Raw genomic sequence first — 16,925 nt, forward strand, 5'->3', positions numbered from 1 at the left:
ATAATTTGGTTTTGATGAACATCAAATTCAGCACTCAATTCAGCAAGTGTTTTTTCTGCTTTAATCGCAGCAAGTGCTACCTTAGCTTTAAAATCATTTGAATGATTTCTTCTTGGTCTACGTGCCATAAAATACTCCATATATTGATGTTTATAACATCATTTGAGGAGCAGAATATCACTTATAGGAGTTGTTCAAATTTACGGATCCATCTCTCAACATTGTCTGGATGTTCATAAACATCACAAGTTTCAAAAAATTTAGCTAATATTATTTCAGCTACTAATTTATAAGCAATTAAATTTTGTCCACTCATAGATCTACTTCTAATAGAAAGAGGCAAAATTTCGTCTATCATCCATATATATCTTAAATCTGCACACTGTGGATCAGTATCAGGTATTAAATCGAGGCTTCTCTTATAGATTGAGTTAATCTCAATTGCTAAATCTTGCTTTAAATGATCTCCTGTACGTTCAATAAAATCATCTACTTCATAGGCACGATAAGAATTTTGTCTTAGTCGCATAGCAATACCAGGTGATAATTTATTTAAAAGTAATTTATCTTCAAAATTAGGTACTTCAAAAAATGAACTAGAGCAATCTAAATAATTGGTATGTACTCTTTCAATTAAATTATTAACTAATTCAGATAACATTCCATAATCTATATCTTCTGGTAAGTCACCTAAAGGACAAGTGTTAAGGATTTCTTCTTGAATATCTTCATTTAACTTTAAAAATGCATCTAGTAAATGCCTACTAGCAAATGGCTCACAGTTTGTTAATTTTTTTTCCTTTTTAAAATTAAATAGTTTATTTTGGACAAGTGCTGAAACACCTTCAAACCTATCATTAATCACAAAATAATATTTTTCTACCGTTCCCCATTTTTGTTCTAATTTATCAAAATCTGTAAAAGCCTTTTCCACTTCACTTACAGGGTTAGAATTAGTAGTGGGTTTAGGACCATATACTTGAAAATAACATTTTTCCGCTTCCACCCAACCATCATTCCCACCATCGCCCCAACGTCCAGCTGGAGTTACAGCTTGAAATCCTTGAACTGAATGGTGCATAACATTAGAAAAAAGCTTTTGAAAACTTTCTCCGCTTGATTCATATACTTTTAATTTAAACATCAATAGACTTCCTTCATAAATCATTTTTCAACCAATTTAATTGTTTATCTTTCACCCAATCTAAATTGTATATGCCAGCAAGTAAATTAAACCGCAGGTTTAATCGTTTACGACGATTTCTATATACACAAGATAAAATCTTAAAACATTTCATCCTTCCAAATACATGCTCTACTTGAATTCGTCTACGACCAATCTCTTTATTTAACTTTTTTAATTCAGAATCTAGTTGTTCAGTTTTCTTTGCTTTAGATGGCATGAGGCATCCAAAACCCAATTTCTTTATCCCTAAATACCCCTTATCAACGATAAAAAAGGGCTTAAATTTTAATTTCCTCATGCTTTTTTTGAATATTTTAAAATCATGCATGCTTCCATGACTTCCACATACACTCAGTATTTCACCTGTTGTATAGTGCATAGATAGCTGAAATTTAAAGGTATGTCGCTTTTTTTTACCGCTATACCATTTCTTCTGTTTTTTTTGGACGTTGAACTAATATTTCAGTTGCATCAATCACAACAACTTCCCAATCCACTTCATCTCGATTAGGAAGTTGTTTTGGCAAGTTAAATTTTCCAGAACGGATTAAGGTATCTTCAATAACACGTGTGATACGAATTGCACTCGTTTCAGATACACCGTAACTCATACCAAGATGAAAAAATGTTCGATATTCTCTCCAATATTCTATACATAAGAGCAAACGATCTTCCAACGGTAATTTATGCGGTCGTCCTTTACCAATATGACAAGGTAAATGCTTATTTAGCTCGGCCAACATGAGGTTAAATGTAGCCCAGCTAACACCGGTAAGCCTACGAAATTTAACGTCTGATAATTTTTGAATATCTTTGAATTTCATCCAAGAATTATCCCTTGAATTAAATAATTTTGCTGATTAATTTAAGATCAAATAAATTGTACGTTTTTTGATTTATGACGGAAGTCTAATCTATAAAAGAATTTTTTAGACATATTAACCAATTTTTTATTATCGATAACTTGCGATATTTTTATAGTTAATAAGATCCTTTGTAAAGTTATAAAAGCTTATAACTTTTTAATTATTAAATTATATTACTGCTAATTAAATAGAGAGAAAAATCTAAAAATCATGAAACCATTTCAATTTTTACCATTACTATCAATTTTATTTCCCACAATAACTCAAGCTGAAAACTTATCAGTTATACCTTATTTCCAAGGATATGGAACATATGAGTTTGGGGTTATTGTGAAAAAGCTAATGCCTAAAGAACAGCATGTATGGTGGGATTACTTATCAAATGAAAAAAATATTAAATGGTTAACAAGTGGATCTAAAGAAATTATTAACTATGACGGCTCTATAGAATCTTCTAGACAAGGTTTGGTCCGTATTAATGTTTTAGGTAGTACCCCAACAATTCTCAAAGATCGTAAGTATGAACTCCCTTGGACAATAACCTATAAGGGGGGACAGGCAAGATTTGGAGTTACGAAAGTATTGTTAGAACCTGGAGATATAACTAATGGCTGTTTTGGTTATCCAACAAGTAATTGTTCATTTGAACATATTCCATCTTTAAAAAAGCAGGGGATTATTACTAAAAAGATTTGTTTAGATAAAACAAAAAATTCACTTGTATATGAAGCTTATCAACTATCTGCTGCTGGAAAAAAAACCACTTATCTTTACAAGGTAAACAGTATTGGATCTGGTGGAGATTCTACAAGTTTTGAACTTTACTACTCATCAAATGCACAAGAATTTTGTTCTCAAATTGATGTTTTTTAATTAAAGGGCTTATTTTTATAACTTATTGATGTAACTTTTTGCCAATTTTACCTTATAAAAAAAATACTTGACTATTTCCTTCATGGGGTTGTTTCCTTAAATAGCTAAAACAACCCTATTTTTAAAAAAAATTAACCATAAGTTATTGTTTTATATTAGAAATATTTTAAAAAAGAATCAAAATTATTTTTTTTGGTAGCTTATGCTAATAAATAAAGTAGTTTTACCTCACTCAACTAAATCTCTTTGAGTTTTGTTCTTTAATTTAACGAGTGTTGTAAAAAGATTCAGGACATTGCCCTTTTATAGAATGTAAATTTTTATTATTTAGACTAAGTATTAAAAGACCCACTGAAGTGGGTCTTATTTTAATTTCTTTTTTAACCTAAGCCTATTACGACTTGAGCTCCCTGAAAAGTATTACCTGAAAAACTTGATCCACCAATACTAAGGCTTTCTTGATTTCCAGTAATATTTAAGCCAATTGGCCTTAGATCCAATTTGGAAATAACTGCAGAATCACTCCCTGTCTTTTTAATTCTCAAAATTTTTGTAGTTCCAATAAAAATCTCAATTACCCCTTCTTCAGGTTTAGTGACCTCAACACCTTTTACAGTTGGAACATTTCTATCAACTAACAATATTAATTCTTTCGTTGATGAATTTTGCACAGCTTGAAGCCAAATTACAGGACCTGGGCCATTTCCGACTAGCAATGGTAATTCACTACCTAAAGAAAATGGAAAACCACCACCTAAAACCTTATTGCTACATAAATTAAGCGTTTGGAATGCTTTGTAGTCTGTTGGAAGATTATGAAGACTATACATTACTTATCCTTCGCCTTAACAGTTGATCGTGATGGAGGGTTACTTTTGAAATGTTCATCTATACGCTTTAGAAGTTCTTTTTTAGGATTTGGAACTATATAAAGACCAATAAAATAACCAATACATGCAATACCTACTGCCACAAAACCTGTAACCACCTCATATGGTTCTAACTTTGTTGCATAACCAAGTTGTTGAGCTATAAATCTTCCCACACTTGTAAGAAGTAATCCAAAACCTATAAAGAACACACTGCTTGAATGAACCGTACCGGGTTTGTCGGAGAGTCAATATTCTGAGAGACTACCCCGATGACAAAATTAAAATATACCCCTGAAATCAGAGAAAGAGCGGTTCAATTATTGATTGAATCTGAAAAAGATTATCCTTCTACTTGGGCTGCAATCACAGCAATTGCGCCTAAGATTGGTTGTACTCCTGAAACACTTCGTGCCTGGCATCAAAAGCATTTAGATCAGCAAAATCCTATTAAAGTACAACAGATATCTGATCAAGAAAAAATGAAGCAAATGGAACGTGAAATTAAAGAATTAAAGCGTGCCAATGAAATTCTACGTAAAGCAGCCGCTTTTTTCGCCCAGGCGGAGCTCGACCGCCCACACAAATAATGGTGGATTTCATCCATAACAATAAAGATCGATATGGTGTTGATGCGATTTGTAGGATTTTACCGATCGCAGCTTCAACCTATTACCGAACTTTAGATCTCGCGGACAATCCAGAACATCGAGCGAAACGAGATCTACATGATGAGCATCATGCTGAACAAATTCAACGAATTTGGAAAGAAAGTTCAGGTCGATATGGTGTGCGTAAGGTCTGGCAACAATTGAAACGTGAAGGTTATGTTATCGCACGTTGTACAGTTGCTCGATTGATGCAGAAGCTAGGTATACAAGGTGTTTGGCGTGGTAAGAATAAACAAACCACCCGTAGCCGAGATGATCAAAAAAGAGCAGATGATTTAGTGAAACGTAATTTTAATGCTGATCATCCTGACCAACTGTGGGTGAGTGACTTTACGTATATTCAAACTCATTCAGGCTGGGTCTATACCGCCTTTATTATTGATGTGTTCTCACGAGCAATTGTTGGTTGGAAAGTATCGACACGGATGAATACAGATATGGTGCTCGATGCATTAGAGCAAGCCTTGCACGATCGAGGCATGCCAAAGAATGTGATTCATCATTCCGATAGAGGTGTTCAATATCTTTCTATTCGCTATACCAATCGTTTAGAAGCTGCAAATTTACGAGCATCAGTCGGTACAACTGGTGATTCATACGATAATGCTCTGGCTGAAACGGTGAATGGCTTATACAAAACAGAGGTGATTGAATATTTAAAAGCAGATTGGCAAGGTTTAGCAGATGTACAACTTGCGACACTAAACTGGGTAGATTGGTTCAATAAAAAGCGTGTACACAGTGCACTGGGTTATGTATCGCCTTTTGAGTTTGAAGCAATGTACTATGATAAGATTAACCCGTTAGGTCAGGTGGCCTAACTTAAATAAAAAAGTCTCCGACAAACCCGGTACGGTTCATGAAAGCAAGTCAAATCGTCTTTGAGGGCTTTTAAGGTGATAAAAATCCACAATAGTGAGTGGGTAATCCATGTGAGAGGTTAAGCTAAATCCTGCTTCCATAACAGCATCTTCAACTTGAAGTGTTACCTCTACTGTTTGATTTTCTAATCCTTTATTTTGCACATCTGATTCACACAAATATGAGTTAATCCGATTATATGTATATTTATTAATTAATAAACTAGATATGTCTCATATTGCATTCACCTAGCCAGTTAATTTTTTAGCTTACGTTTACCTATTTCTTAAATCTCTTAAATTTTCACAGAAGATCTATTTTTCATGGGTAATATGGGTAACAGCCTTTCTATACAAGCATTTCACCCTGTTACCTTTATTTATTTATTTAGGTAACATGGGTAACGATTGAAGGCGGAATATAGACCTGTTACCTCTGTTGCCTGTTCCTACTTTCAATAGGTAATGCTTGAAAGTCTTTATTCATGCGGTTGTTACCTATGTTACCCATATTACCTTCATTTTATGCTTCCCAGCTAAAAATAGCCTCTTTGACGGCGTAAACCTTCACTGAATTTTTCCGTGATGGCAAACGAACAGTTTTTTGGCTTTTATTAGAATCATGATCTAGAAGGTTATAGGCTAGTAATACTCTTGCTACTTTTTTGCTGTCATATCCCTTACTAATTTCATTTTTGAACTGTTCAGGCAATACATAAAACAACTTTTCGCTATTCTCTATCTTCCAGTAGCCAACACGATTGTGAATGCGCTCGATATGGTTAGGGTCGGGTGTAATGGCCTCAAATCGACTTGATTCGTTCGCTTCAAAGAATGCCTTAACATGAGCCATGATTTCTCGATTCTCATAATCTCCGACCTGCTCAAAACTGCCCAGCCATTGATTAAAGACCTTTTGTACGGCGTTAAATGCTGTGCCTCTTTTCCAACCTGTAATATTGGCCTTAGTTGCAAGTTCTCCAGCTGTTGCCACCAATGCAAAGTAATTAGCTACCCGGACAATATGGCCTTGTGATTGGTTCATGGTTAAAGCTTGGCGATACTGCTCTAAAAGCTCTCTAGCTTCGTCCATGTGCTCACCTTTATTGCTGGTCAGGTACTCAAGCCATGCAATGCCAGCTACGCCGTAGCAGTCTGCCATGCGCTTACTAAGTTCAATAGCTTGTTTCGCTCCACTCTTTGCAAAGTCGATACAGTCAAAAATACCGTACTCTGACTGATCTATATCAATATCAGCTAGGCGTATTTCCTGTCCTAGCTTAATTTTTTGGCCTTGTTCGATCATAATATCTTTAAGGCTTTTTTCACCACTAGATAGGAAAATAACCTTCCATTGATGCGTAGTTCTTGCTGTTATTTGTTTAGTCATTCGTGACTTACCTGAACCATTAGCAAGCATGTAGATAATATTGCCTAGCTCTTTTGGATTTACTATCTCTCCAATTTCATCCAGCACCAAAAAGCCATCATTGTGCATATAAGCTGTATGTTCTAAGGCGTTCCCTGTGGCTTTCCATGTCCTATAGAATTGCTTTGGGTTACCCCATACAGAACTAGCAAGGTTTAACGCTGTGCTTTTCCCTTTAGAAGTGCCACCCTTAATATGAAAGCCTCCGCCTTGCTGGTTAAGAGGGTCCAATAACTGCCCAGCAAAGGCCGTACACAATGAAAAAACTAATAAGCTATGATTCTCTACCAATTGCGCTATATTGCTTTTCCATTGCTCTAATGTGCCTTTACTTTGGTAGCGATTATCTAGAGTATTATTTGATTGATAGACGATTAAATCGCCGTTACTACTCTGTCCGATCTGCTTATGAGGTAATACAAATACGTCATCATGCCAACCAACCCGATCCACACATAAGGCATATCGATCTGCCTGATAGCTCATTAGATAGCATTGAAGAAGATTTCTTGCTCGCTGGTCTGGTGCAATGGTTACACCTTGATAGGCTAGGGCTTTGCGTAGGTCTGCACCATCAGTCTGGAATAACTCCATAGATAGAGCCTGGATATGCTCTACCTCGTTATCATCTTTCCAATTAAGCAATACACCCCAGTTATTACTAGAATTATCTCTAGTCTTTGCAATGACCAATACAGGACTTGAAATAAAACGCTTTTGACTTATGCCGTTCTTATCTTCATCAACGAAGAACAGCCCATTCTCTGTGATGTGGAAATGTCCATTTTCCCATTTCATCGGTTTAGCCAAGTGGCCTTTAGGCAAAATACTTTTCGATGGTAAAGCCTCGATAGCTTCATCAATAAACGCCAGCACCTCACTTAAACTTTCATCTTGAGTAAATTCGATCTGAAATTCGCTTACACCAATTTTTAAATACTGGCATAGCAATCTAACAGCCGTATTTTTTTCCAGCTTTTGAAATGACTCAAGGCACATTTGTTCAATTCTGACAGGTAAATAAAGCTGCTTATAGCCTGCCTGTGAGAGCTGATTAATCACAAATTGGATTTGTTCAAAATCAAATGGCTTGAGTTCTGTTTGGTATTTGTTGCATAGGGTCGGCAATATAACCAATACAACGGCGTACCCAGTTTGGGCAATCTTAAAGAATGATTCTAGGCTATAAGTGATAATAACAGGTTGGTCATAATTAAAATGACCATATTTTGCAAAGCCTTTAGCAAGCCCATCTGGTATAACAGCTACACGCTGTTCATCTTGCATAACAGCACATTGTATAAGCTCCATGTACCCATTATAGATAGGCATAATTAAAGGTTGTTTATAATTAACACTATTTATATTTACATTGCTTTGGTCAACGTAGATTGGCTGTTCAGGACTGCCAAAACGTTTAATAAGGGAATACTTTTTATAACTTTCATCTTGAGAGTGCAGTATTGCGCAAGATTCTAATATCATCTTTGGATGATTAAGTTCAATAGTATTGAACATTTGGGATGATACTTTTTCCATACCCTAAATAACTCTGTAACCATCTAAGGATATTAGTTTTCATACCTATCGAAAGTACTATTAATATCCTTAAATAACTGATTAGAAAAAAATAACATGAGGATTCATGTCGAAATAATTTGTCTATTCCATTTAATTTTTACTAATACGCTCAAGAATCCATTTTTCTATATCTGATTCAATCCAAGCGACACGACGTGTAGAGAGTGTTATAGGTTTTGGAAATTCATCTTTTTTCATTAATGCATAAATTGAAGAAGCCCCTAAACCTGTTTTTTGCTGGACTTCTTTACGACGAATTAAGCGAATAGAAGAGATAATAGGTTGTTGATCTTTCATTGACATATCTAAATGAACTCACATAAGCATTCAGACACAAAATAAAGTACAGTAATAAAGTCTTATTTTAGAAAACAAAAGCCTAGGAACTTCCTTTAGTTTAAGAAAAGGAAATTCTCTTTTAAGCCGGATTAAAACCATTGCAAAAAAGGTGGTCTAAGCTATATTTATGTGAAAACACATTTGTGTTTTACTAATTTTTGACTGTTTACATTCTGTATTTCCAGTTTGTGCTTGTGATTGCAGTTAAAAATACTGGTAATGACTGGTAATCATTACCACCTGAATAGGGCTTCTTAGGTACTGGTAATACCTTTGTTAGCCCTTTTCTTTTGAAGTTAAATGAACTCCTTGGATAACACTGTATCAAATATCAAAGCTCTCGCAACTTTTCTTAAAGCATCTCCTTATGTAAGAATAATCAATTGATTTATATAAAAATATTAATTTATTTATATTTTTATATACCTCATTTATATCCATTTATATTTTCATGGGAATAAATTAAAAATTCGATGAAAATTGCTTTTTTTAGCTTGGAAATATAAATTCCATTTATATTTCATTGAATTAATTTGTTACATTTAGCCTATAGATGACTTTCTAGCTTGATTAAAAAAGATCAGATTGTCTTTAAAGATCAAGGAAAAAATAAAGTCACTCCACTTCTGCATCATCTTGATACGCTCATCAGCATATTCAGCTTTGTTATACACAGCACGCACACCAAATGATGAGTGATTTAGGCATTTTTCAATAGCATCCCGATTAAAGCCTTGTTCATTTAAATGCGTACTAGCTGTTCTACGTAAATCATGAATGGTGAAATCTGGAATATCTGTTAATGCTAATGCCGATTTTTGTGCGGTATTAAAAGCATTGTGGCTGATATGAGTTCCTGGTTTACGTCCTACAAAAACATATGGCTCATCACCAGCTATAGTTTTAAGTTCCTTAAGAATATCGATAATTTGATCAGACATATACACAATCATTTCCCGGCTATTACCAGTCTTACTATCTGCTTTTGTTTCTGGGATAAGCCAAACGCGCTTATCAAAATCTATATGTGACCATTGAGCTCTCAATAACTCAGACTTTCTTAATAGGGTGAGTAAAGATAGCAACAAGCCTAGCTTTCGAGGCTTATATATACGTGATGCCAAAAGAGTCGTATAAAACTTTTTGATTTCATCTGCACTTAGATATCTATTTCGTGGCCGACTTTTAAATACGTGTCGTGATGGAATAGATAACACTGGATTGAACTGTACCAATCGAAGCGTCATTGCATAATCAAACATGCGTTTGAGTAGACCTCGAACCTGATTAGCTGCTGCATCATAGCCTTGTTCTTTCTTACGCCATATCACACGATGTATATCATCTATAGAAATGTCTTTTAGAGGGATATGACCTATAAATGGATAGATATCATTCTTCAGACAGAGAATCATATTGTATGGATTCTTTCTATCTTTTCTGATGACTTCATTTAAATAGCGTTCGCCGTAGTCTTTCAACAGGATACTATTGGCTCTACCAGCCTTCTTATTATCTTTTTCCTGCTTTGGAGAAATTCCCTTTGCTGCCATAGAAGCAGATTCATCCCTAATTTGTCTGGCTTCCTTCAGAGATAGATCCGGATAGCGACCAATCACTAGTCTTTCCTGCTTACCCTCGAATGTATAACGATAGTGCCAGGACTTAATCCCCGATTCCTTTACCTCAATAAATAAACCGTTATTCAGCTTATCCTTCACTGAGTACCGTTTTTCTTGTGGCTTCAGATTTTGAATTTCCCTATCAGTAGAAAAAACCAATCCAGTAGTCTTTGGCATATCTTTAGTCACCCCCAGAAAAAATACATTTTTAAAGTCACACAACTAATAAGTGACTAAAAAAATCATAGCACTAGATGAATCCATAGAACATATTGGAATAATAAAAAGAAGTAAAAATAGCACTAAGTTGTTAAAACTTAATGCTATTTAGTTTAAATTAAATTTAATTAGAATTTCTTAGAATATAAATAGAATTTTAAATTACTTTCCAATACAGAATGATCCAAAGATCTTACCCAGCAAATCATCCGCACTAAAGTCACCCGTAATCTCACCCAGTGCATTCTGTGCCAAACGTAAAGACTCTGCGACCAGTTCACCTGCATTATAAACAACAAGTTGCTCACGAGCTTCAGCCAAATACATTTGAGTGCGCTTCATTGCGTCTAAATGACGGGTACGGGCAATAAAGGTATCTTCTTCTGGCTGGAAGCCTACATGCGCTGTAATCGCATCTATGAGCGATTGAACGCCAGTTTCCTGCTTGGCTGAGACAGTAATATGACGGAAGCCGCTAAAATCTCCCATGACAGCATCGGCACCGGTCAAATCCGCTTTGTTCCCGATCAGGACCAGACGTTTCGGCTCGAGATGTTCGGCAAAATATTCTTGAGCGAGTTGTAATGGGTCATCACCTTGGCTCAGGTCATAAACCAGCAACAGCAGATCGGCCTGTTCAATTTCTTTAATCGCGCGGCGAATGCCTTCTTTTTCCACGATATCGCCGGTTTCACGCAGACCAGCAGTATCGGTCAGGGTAATCGGCAGGCCATTCAATGTGATCTTTTCATGTAATACATCACGGGTGGTTCCGGCAATATCGGTCACAATCGCACGTTCATTACCTGCTAAGGCATTGAGCAGGGAAGATTTGCCTGCATTGGGTTTACCGGCAATCACCACTTGCAGACCTTCACGCAGTAACTGACCCTGACGTGCAGATTGCTGAACCTGAGTGACGGCATTCGCCACGCCATCCAGCAGATTTAAAATCTTGCCATCAGCCAGAAAGTCAATTTCCTCTTCCGGGAAATCGATCGCCGCTTCGACATGCAAACGCAAATGAATCAGCTGTTCCAATACCGTATTGACCTTGGTCGAGAATGCCCCTTGCAGCGAACGCACGGCAGACCGGGCAGCAGCTTGGGAGGTCGCATCAATCAGATCGGCAATCGCTTCTGCCTGCACCAGATCCAGCTTGCCATTTTCAAAGGCACGCATGGAGAATTCACCGGCTTTGGCTGCAGTGGCACCCAGTTCCAGCAAACGGCCCAACAGTGCATTCTGGATCACCGGGCCACCATGGCCTTGCAGTTCCACTACATCTTCACCGGTAAAGGAATTCGGATTCGGGAAGCAAATCACCAGACCTTCGTCCATTACTTCACCGGCTGCATCATAGAACTGGCGAAACCCAGCAAAACGCGCTTTGGGCAAATCTTTTTGGCTCAAAGCCTGGGCAATTTCATAAGACTGGGGACCCGACAGGCGAATGACACCTACACCGCCACGTCCTGGGGGAGTTGCAATCGCAGCAATCGTAGTTCGGTCGAGCATAACATTCACCTAGAAAAACTTAAAAGTACAGCAAAAAAAAATCCGCTCAAGATTACCATCTTAAGCGGATTTATTCAGCCCATCAGTACAACTTAGTTGACTGGTGTTGCCTCATCGCGTTTAGCACGGTCTTTGGCAACCGACTTGTTGATCAGTGTTTGCTGCAAGATCGTGATCAAGTTGTTCACAATCCAGTACAACACCAGACCTGCCGGGAAGAACAGCAAGAATACTGTAAAGATCACTGGCATAATCTTGAACACTTTCGCCTGCATTGGATCAGTTGGTTGCGGATTCAGCATCTGCTGAATATACATGGTCGCACCCATGATCAATGGCAGGATGAACCAAGGATCCATTGAAGATAAATCCTGGATCCAGAACATCCATGGTGCATGGCGCAGTTCTACAGATTCCATCAGTACCCAGTACAGTGCCAGGAAGATTGGCATTTGCAGTAACAATGGTAAACAACCGGCAAGTGGATTCACCTGCTCGCGTTTGTACAGTGCCATCATTTCCTGAGAGAAGCGCATACGGTCTTCACCGAACTCTTCTTTCATGCGTTGCATTTCAGGTGCAATCACACGCATTTTCGCCATAGAGCGGTAGCTCTTCGACGACAATGGCCACAGAATCAGTTTAACCAGTACAGTTAACAGAATGATCGCCCAGCCCCAGTTACCCACTAGACCGTGGAAGAACTCAAGACCAACAAACAGCAGTTTGGCAATTGGCCATAACCAGCCATAGTCTACAGTCTGGTTCAGACCAGTCGCCAGATCTTTCAGCTCTGATTGAACTTTTGGACCAGAGTAGAAGGTCGCATCGATTTCAGCTACGGTACCTGCAGGCACATTGAAAGTTGGAGAAGTAAAACCAATGATATTCATGTTATCAGTTGATTTACGTGATTCCAGCTTCGCGCTGTAAGCTTCACCATTAGCTTGAGTCAGCTTCAGGTTACCCGGCACCCAGGCACTCACAAAGTAGTGCTGAACCATCGCAACCCAGCCACCTTTGGCTTCGGTATTCAGTTTTTCTTCAACAAAGTTGTCAAATTTTAACTTGTTGTAGTTTTCATCCGGTGTACCCCAAGCGCCGCCCAGGAACGTTCCCAGTGTGAAGATTCCCTGATCAGATTTACCCGGGTCTTCAGAGTTGTCACGTTTGATCTGACCGAACATCTGACCTTGCCAGGTCTGGCCGCTGCGGTTGACCACTTTGTGATTCACAACTACCGGATATTCACCTTCAGTAAAGTTGAAGGTTTTAATGACTTCTACACCATCAGCCGTTTTAAAGACCATAGGTACAGAAAGTACTTTGACAGTTTCGCCATCTTTATTTTTAGCGGCTTTGGCATCTGCCAGTGTATAAGCCGTTTTTTCCAGCTCATAGGTTGGACGGCCATTACGGCTACTGTCCGGTCCATTCAGACCGATCAGGCCCGACTGAGCGACATACGTCCGTTTCGCATCGCTTTCCAGCATGACGAATGGTTCATCGCTGTCTTTATTCTTGTCATGATTGAGTAATTCAACACGAACAATATCACCACCTTTAGGATTGATCCAAAGATGATAAAGGTCAGTTTGTACTGAAATAAGCTGCTGACTTACAGGTGCGGTGGCATCCGTTGCTTGCTGCGCTGGCATATTTGCTTGTGGCAGATCAGAGGCGGTCGTCGCCGTCTGAGCATTTGGCAAATCTGCAGATACTTCATGTGAAACAACCGCAGCTTCTTGCTGTGGTTTGGTTTCAGCATTGCCATAATCTTTTTGCCACGCCAAAATGAGCAAATATGCGACAACAAACATGGCTCCGAGAATTGCAATCCTGGCCCATTGTTGCATATGTATTACCCCAAGTGGTTAGAGTGATTTTGGTTCAATAAACGATCACGAAAGGGTACAGCAACGTGAAGCGTTTGAGAATCTATTTGCTGAAATGAAATAAAACGAATCGCTTTCGGGGGAACCGGATCATATCCAGAGCCACCCCACGGATGACAACGGCAAATACGCTTAGTAGCCAGCCACACACCACGTACAGCTCCATGTGTATGGACTGCTTCCAAGGAATATTGAGAACATGTTGGAATATAACGACAGCGTGGTCCCAATAAAGGACTAATCGCAATCTGATAGAAACGTATTAACCAATGCAGTAAACGTACCATTGGCCATCTCTACTTTTGTGGGGAGGATGATGCTATTTTGGAATGCTTTTTGGCAAGACGGTTGAGTTTCTGCCAGGCAAATTGTAATTGCTGATACAACTCTGCGTTCGGTACCGCTTCTATACCTACTTTAGGCATAACCACAATATCCAAATCATCTAGTTGCTGTTGATGCAGGCGAAAACTTTCGCGAGCAAGTCGTTTTACTCGATTTCGTTCGTGCGCACGGCGCACTTTTTTCTTGGCAACAACTAAACCCAAACGGCTGTTTGGCAGTTCGGAATGTTTTGCAAGAAAAAGGAAATGGGGTTGATGCACTTTAAAAAGCGCACCATCAAAGACTCCTTTATAATCTGCAGCACAGCGTAAACGAAGCTCTGTACCAAAACTATAAAGTGTAGTCATAACACCCAAAATCGGCAAAGCCTAACTGATTAAACAGTTAAGCTGTGACGACCTTTTGCACGACGGCGAGCTAGAACTTGACGACCAGCTTTAGTAGCCATACGAGCACGGAAACCATGAACGCGTTTACGCTTTAATTCAGATGGTTGGAATGTACGTTTCATATTGAAACTCCAAAAATGATCTTTCTATAAAGGTCCGCGATTTTAGTGCTCATTGCTTGAGCTGTCAATGCAAAAGCCATTTTCTTTTCAAATAAGACTGGAATCAAAATGTAAATAGGGATTAAAAAAATTGTATTCAAATACCTATATATAAGTTAACCACAATATAACCATTTGTTTTAAAATCAAATATAAGTTATTAACACTTATATCAACATAGTTATCCACAACTTATGTGAAATCTAAATTTAACTCTTGAGTTTTGAATTTAAATTTAAACTTTTCTCAGTTATCCACAAAAGAACGAAATCTTATAAATAAATTCAAATTTATAAATTTAAATTTATTATTATTAGGGTGGACTTTTTCTGTGGAAAAGGTAATTTTGTATTAAATAAACAAAAACTTAGTTTGTGGATAAAACTGTTTTTATTAATTTTATACTTTGTGGATAACTTTGTGCTATATTTTATCCACAGCTTGCGGATAAACTTATCCACACCAGCTTTTTAAATTTAAATTTATCCACCATGACTACTTTTTGCGCAAAATCTGTGGAAATTGCCATGACAGATGTGGATAACTTGGTTAGAATGGCGACCCGCTTTGGTCGCGGTCAGCCTTTTTTGATTAACAATGGAATGAATAGGGGATTCACATGCTTTGGACAGACTGCTTAAATCGCTTGCGACAAGAGCTCTCTGGAAATGTCTTTACAATGTGGATTCGCCCATTGGTTGCAGAAGAGCTGGACGATACCCTGCGTCTTTATGCACCTAATCCGTATTGGACGCGCTACATTCAAGAGCATCATCTGGAACTGATTTCGATTTTGGCCGAACAGCTATCTGAAGGTCGCGTACGTAAAGTTGAAATTCTGGTGGATTCCCGCCCAGGTGCAATTTTATCTGCCAGTGAACAGCCAGCGACGACAACAGCGGCTTTGGAATCTGCACCTGTGGTTGCGCCAGCACCGCGTCCTAAGAAAGAAAAAGAAGATTCAGGCAAAAATAGCCGTAAACGTCAGCTGAATCCTTTATTTACCTTCTCGTTATTTGTTGAAGGCCGTTCTAACCAGATGGCGGCTGAAACCTGTCGTAAGGTGTTAACTCAACTCGGTGCTTCGCAGCATAACCCGCTATTTTTATATGGCCCGACTGGTCTGGGTAAAACCCACTTGATGCAGGCAGTCGGGAATGCATTATTACAGGCAAAACCCAATGCCCGCGTGATGTATATGACTGCAGAAAGCTTTGTACAGGATTTTGTCAGTTCCTTACAACAGGGCAAGGTTGAAGAGTTTAAGAAAAACTGCCGTTCACTGGATCTTTTGCTGGTCGATGATATTCATTTGCTCGCAGGTAAAGAAGCCAGTCTGGTGGAGTTCTTCTATACCTTTAACGCGCTATTGGATGAATCGAAGCAAATTATCCTCACCTCGGATCGTTACCCTAAAGAATTGACCGAACTGGATCCACGTCTGGTTTCACGTTTTTCCTGGGGACTTTCTGTAGGTGTGGAACCACCTGATATCGAAACCCGAATTGAAATCTTGCTGAAAAAAGCCGAAAACACCGGTGTAGATTTACCACGTAACTGTGCGCTATTTATCGCCCAACAAGTGGTGGCGAACGTCCGTGAACTTGAAGGTGCGCTAAACAAAGTGGTGGCGATCTCACGTTTTAAAGGAACGCCGATTGATCTGGATGTAGTACGTGAGTCTTTGAAAGATGTCCTCGCAATTCGTGCCCGGACCATCAGTACTGAAAATATCCAGCGTGTCGTGAGTGAATATTTTCGCATTCCGCTTAAAGAGCTGGTAGGTCCAAAACGTACCCGTATTTATGCTCGTCCACGTCAGCTTGCAATGGGTCTGGCACGTGAACTGACCGGAGATAGTTTCCCGGAAATTGGTATGGCTTTTGGTGGTCGAGATCACAGTACAGTCATGCATGCCTGCGAAAAAGTACAGAGCTTGCGTGAAGAAGATCCGATCTTCAATGAGGACTATAAAAACCTGCAACGCCTGTTGCAGAGTTGACCTAAAACGCTCAAATTCTGTTCTTGCTATGCGGCCTGTTTTGCCGCATAGTTAACTGCTAAAAATTCAACTTTTATCTTATTAATCTTCAGCTTTAGAG

Annotated in this window: 15 protein-coding genes, 1 pseudogene and 1 other annotated feature; of the genes and pseudogenes, 3 read left to right on the forward strand and 13 right to left on the reverse strand. The window is 38.4% G+C overall.

Annotation, left to right across the window (positions count from 1 at the left end; all coding sequences use genetic code 11):
- The 4 genes and pseudogenes from F897_RS02760 to F897_RS02780 form a co-directional block, all read right to left on the reverse strand.
- A partial coding sequence (locus F897_RS02760) for a hypothetical protein (protein WP_004755830.1) occupies positions 1-128 on the reverse strand: 128 nt, incomplete at its 3' end.
- A 53-nt stretch (positions 129-181) separates the two neighbouring features.
- Positions 182-1,144 (reverse strand): ABC-three component system protein, encoded by a 963-nt coding sequence (locus F897_RS02765; RefSeq protein ID WP_005233116.1) that lies wholly within the window; start codon positions 1,142-1,144, stop codon positions 182-184.
- A 13-nt stretch (positions 1,145-1,157) separates the two neighbouring features.
- A pseudogene (locus F897_RS16880) lies at positions 1,158-1,568 on the reverse strand (transposase family protein); the annotation flags it as partial.
- A gap of 37 nt (positions 1,569-1,605) precedes the next feature.
- Complete coding sequence (locus tag F897_RS02780) at positions 1,606-2,010, reverse strand: transposase family protein (protein ID WP_004783114.1); 405 nt, start codon at positions 2,008-2,010, stop codon at positions 1,606-1,608.
- A gap of 252 nt (positions 2,011-2,262) precedes the next feature.
- Here F897_RS02780 and F897_RS02785 point away from each other — a divergent pair, with 252 nt between their 5' ends.
- Complete coding sequence (locus F897_RS02785) at positions 2,263-2,925, forward strand: hypothetical protein (RefSeq protein WP_005233117.1); 663 nt, start codon at positions 2,263-2,265, stop codon at positions 2,923-2,925.
- Positions 2,926-3,305: 380 nt separating this feature from the next.
- Here the strand turns inward: F897_RS02785 and F897_RS02790 are convergent, their stop codons facing one another.
- Entirely contained in the window at positions 3,306-3,755 is a 450-nt protein-coding gene (locus tag F897_RS02790) for a hypothetical protein (RefSeq protein ID WP_005233118.1), read from the reverse strand.
- Between the two features lie 311 nt (positions 3,756-4,066).
- Here F897_RS02790 and F897_RS02805 point away from each other — a divergent pair.
- Positions 4,067-5,286, forward strand: a protein-coding gene (locus tag F897_RS02805; RefSeq protein ID WP_122959109.1) for an IS3 family transposase whose coding sequence is annotated in 2 segments (ribosomal slippage) — positions 4,067-4,343 and positions 4,343-5,286 — 1,221 coding nt in all. Because the reading frame shifts where the segments join, the coding sequence is not laid out codon by codon here.
- Positions 4,342-4,458: a sequence feature (AL1L pseudoknot), on the forward strand. It overlaps the preceding gene by 117 nt.
- 562 nt (positions 5,287-5,848) lie before the next feature.
- On the opposite strand, the gene F897_RS02810 is transcribed toward F897_RS02805, so the two are convergent.
- From F897_RS02810 to rpmH, 8 genes are all read right to left on the reverse strand, one after another.
- Positions 5,849-8,293 carry a DUF927 domain-containing protein gene (locus F897_RS02810; protein WP_005233120.1) on the reverse strand — a complete coding sequence of 815 codons (2,445 nt, stop codon included), beginning with the start codon at positions 8,291-8,293 and terminating at the stop codon, positions 5,849-5,851.
- A gap of 132 nt (positions 8,294-8,425) precedes the next feature.
- Positions 8,426-8,638, reverse strand: a complete 213-nt coding sequence (locus tag F897_RS02815; RefSeq protein WP_005233122.1) for a helix-turn-helix transcriptional regulator — start codon at positions 8,636-8,638, stop codon at positions 8,426-8,428.
- Between the two features lie 578 nt (positions 8,639-9,216).
- Complete coding sequence (locus F897_RS02820; RefSeq protein WP_005233123.1) at positions 9,217-10,473, reverse strand: tyrosine-type recombinase/integrase; 1,257 nt, start codon at positions 10,471-10,473, stop codon at positions 9,217-9,219.
- A gap of 204 nt (positions 10,474-10,677) precedes the next feature.
- The gene (gene mnmE, locus F897_RS02825; protein ID WP_005233125.1) at positions 10,678-12,033 is read right to left on the reverse strand and encodes a tRNA uridine-5-carboxymethylaminomethyl(34) synthesis GTPase MnmE; all 1,356 of its coding nucleotides are present in this window, start codon (positions 12,031-12,033) and stop codon (positions 10,678-10,680) included.
- Positions 12,034-12,125: 92 nt separating this feature from the next.
- Positions 12,126-13,889, reverse strand: coding sequence for a membrane protein insertase YidC (gene yidC / locus F897_RS02830; RefSeq protein ID WP_005233126.1), 1,764 nt, complete (start codon positions 13,887-13,889; stop codon positions 12,126-12,128).
- 5 nt (positions 13,890-13,894) lie between these two features.
- Positions 13,895-14,215, reverse strand: a complete 321-nt coding sequence (gene yidD, locus F897_RS02835) for a membrane protein insertion efficiency factor YidD (protein WP_005233127.1) — start codon at positions 14,213-14,215, stop codon at positions 13,895-13,897.
- 9 nt (positions 14,216-14,224) lie between these two features.
- Positions 14,225-14,620, reverse strand: coding sequence for a ribonuclease P protein component (gene rnpA / locus F897_RS02840; RefSeq protein WP_005233129.1), 396 nt, complete (start codon positions 14,618-14,620; stop codon positions 14,225-14,227).
- A 29-nt stretch (positions 14,621-14,649) separates the two neighbouring features.
- On the reverse strand, positions 14,650-14,784 hold the full coding sequence (rpmH, locus tag F897_RS02845; RefSeq protein WP_000831329.1) for a 50S ribosomal protein L34: 135 nt from the start codon (positions 14,782-14,784) through the stop codon (positions 14,650-14,652).
- Between the two features lie 658 nt (positions 14,785-15,442).
- Between rpmH and dnaA the strand changes: the two genes are divergently transcribed.
- Positions 15,443-16,825: a chromosomal replication initiator protein DnaA gene (gene dnaA, locus F897_RS02850; protein ID WP_004780349.1), complete on the forward strand. Its 1,383-nt coding sequence runs from the start codon at positions 15,443-15,445 to the stop codon at positions 16,823-16,825.
- The last annotated feature ends 100 nt before the right edge of the window (positions 16,826-16,925 follow it).

Source organism: Acinetobacter variabilis (genome assembly GCF_000369625.1).
GTDB classification, from domain to species: domain Bacteria; phylum Pseudomonadota; class Gammaproteobacteria; order Pseudomonadales; family Moraxellaceae; genus Acinetobacter; species Acinetobacter variabilis.

What these genes read in the sequence shown, in the direction of transcription:
- F897_RS02765 (WP_005233116.1), bottom strand. Translation starts at nt 1,144, where the DNA reads ATGTTTAAATTAAAAGTATATGAATCAAGCGGAGAAAGTTTTCAAAAG.
- F897_RS02780 (WP_004783114.1), bottom strand. Translation starts at nt 2,010, where the DNA reads ATGAAATTCAAAGATATTCAAAAATTATCAGACGTTAAATTTCGTAGG.
- F897_RS02785 (WP_005233117.1), top strand. Translation starts at nt 2,263, where the DNA reads ATGAAACCATTTCAATTTTTACCATTACTATCAATTTTATTTCCCACA.
- F897_RS02790 (WP_005233118.1), bottom strand. Translation starts at nt 3,755, where the DNA reads ATGTATAGTCTTCATAATCTTCCAACAGACTACAAAGCATTCCAAACG.
- F897_RS02810 (WP_005233120.1), bottom strand. Translation starts at nt 8,293, where the DNA reads ATGGAAAAAGTATCATCCCAAATGTTCAATACTATTGAACTTAATCAT.
- F897_RS02815 (WP_005233122.1), bottom strand. Translation starts at nt 8,638, where the DNA reads ATGTCAATGAAAGATCAACAACCTATTATCTCTTCTATTCGCTTAATT.
- F897_RS02820 (WP_005233123.1), bottom strand. Translation starts at nt 10,473, where the DNA reads ATGCCAAAGACTACTGGATTGGTTTTTTCTACTGATAGGGAAATTCAA.
- mnmE (WP_005233125.1), bottom strand. Translation starts at nt 12,033, where the DNA reads ATGCTCGACCGAACTACGATTGCTGCGATTGCAACTCCCCCAGGACGT.
- yidC (WP_005233126.1), bottom strand. Translation starts at nt 13,889, where the DNA reads ATGCAACAATGGGCCAGGATTGCAATTCTCGGAGCCATGTTTGTTGTC.
- yidD (WP_005233127.1), bottom strand. Translation starts at nt 14,215, where the DNA reads ATGGTACGTTTACTGCATTGGTTAATACGTTTCTATCAGATTGCGATT.
- rnpA (WP_005233129.1), bottom strand. Translation starts at nt 14,620, where the DNA reads ATGACTACACTTTATAGTTTTGGTACAGAGCTTCGTTTACGCTGTGCT.
- rpmH (WP_000831329.1), bottom strand. Translation starts at nt 14,784, where the DNA reads ATGAAACGTACATTCCAACCATCTGAATTAAAGCGTAAACGCGTTCAT.
- dnaA (WP_004780349.1), top strand. Translation starts at nt 15,443, where the DNA reads ATGCTTTGGACAGACTGCTTAAATCGCTTGCGACAAGAGCTCTCTGGA.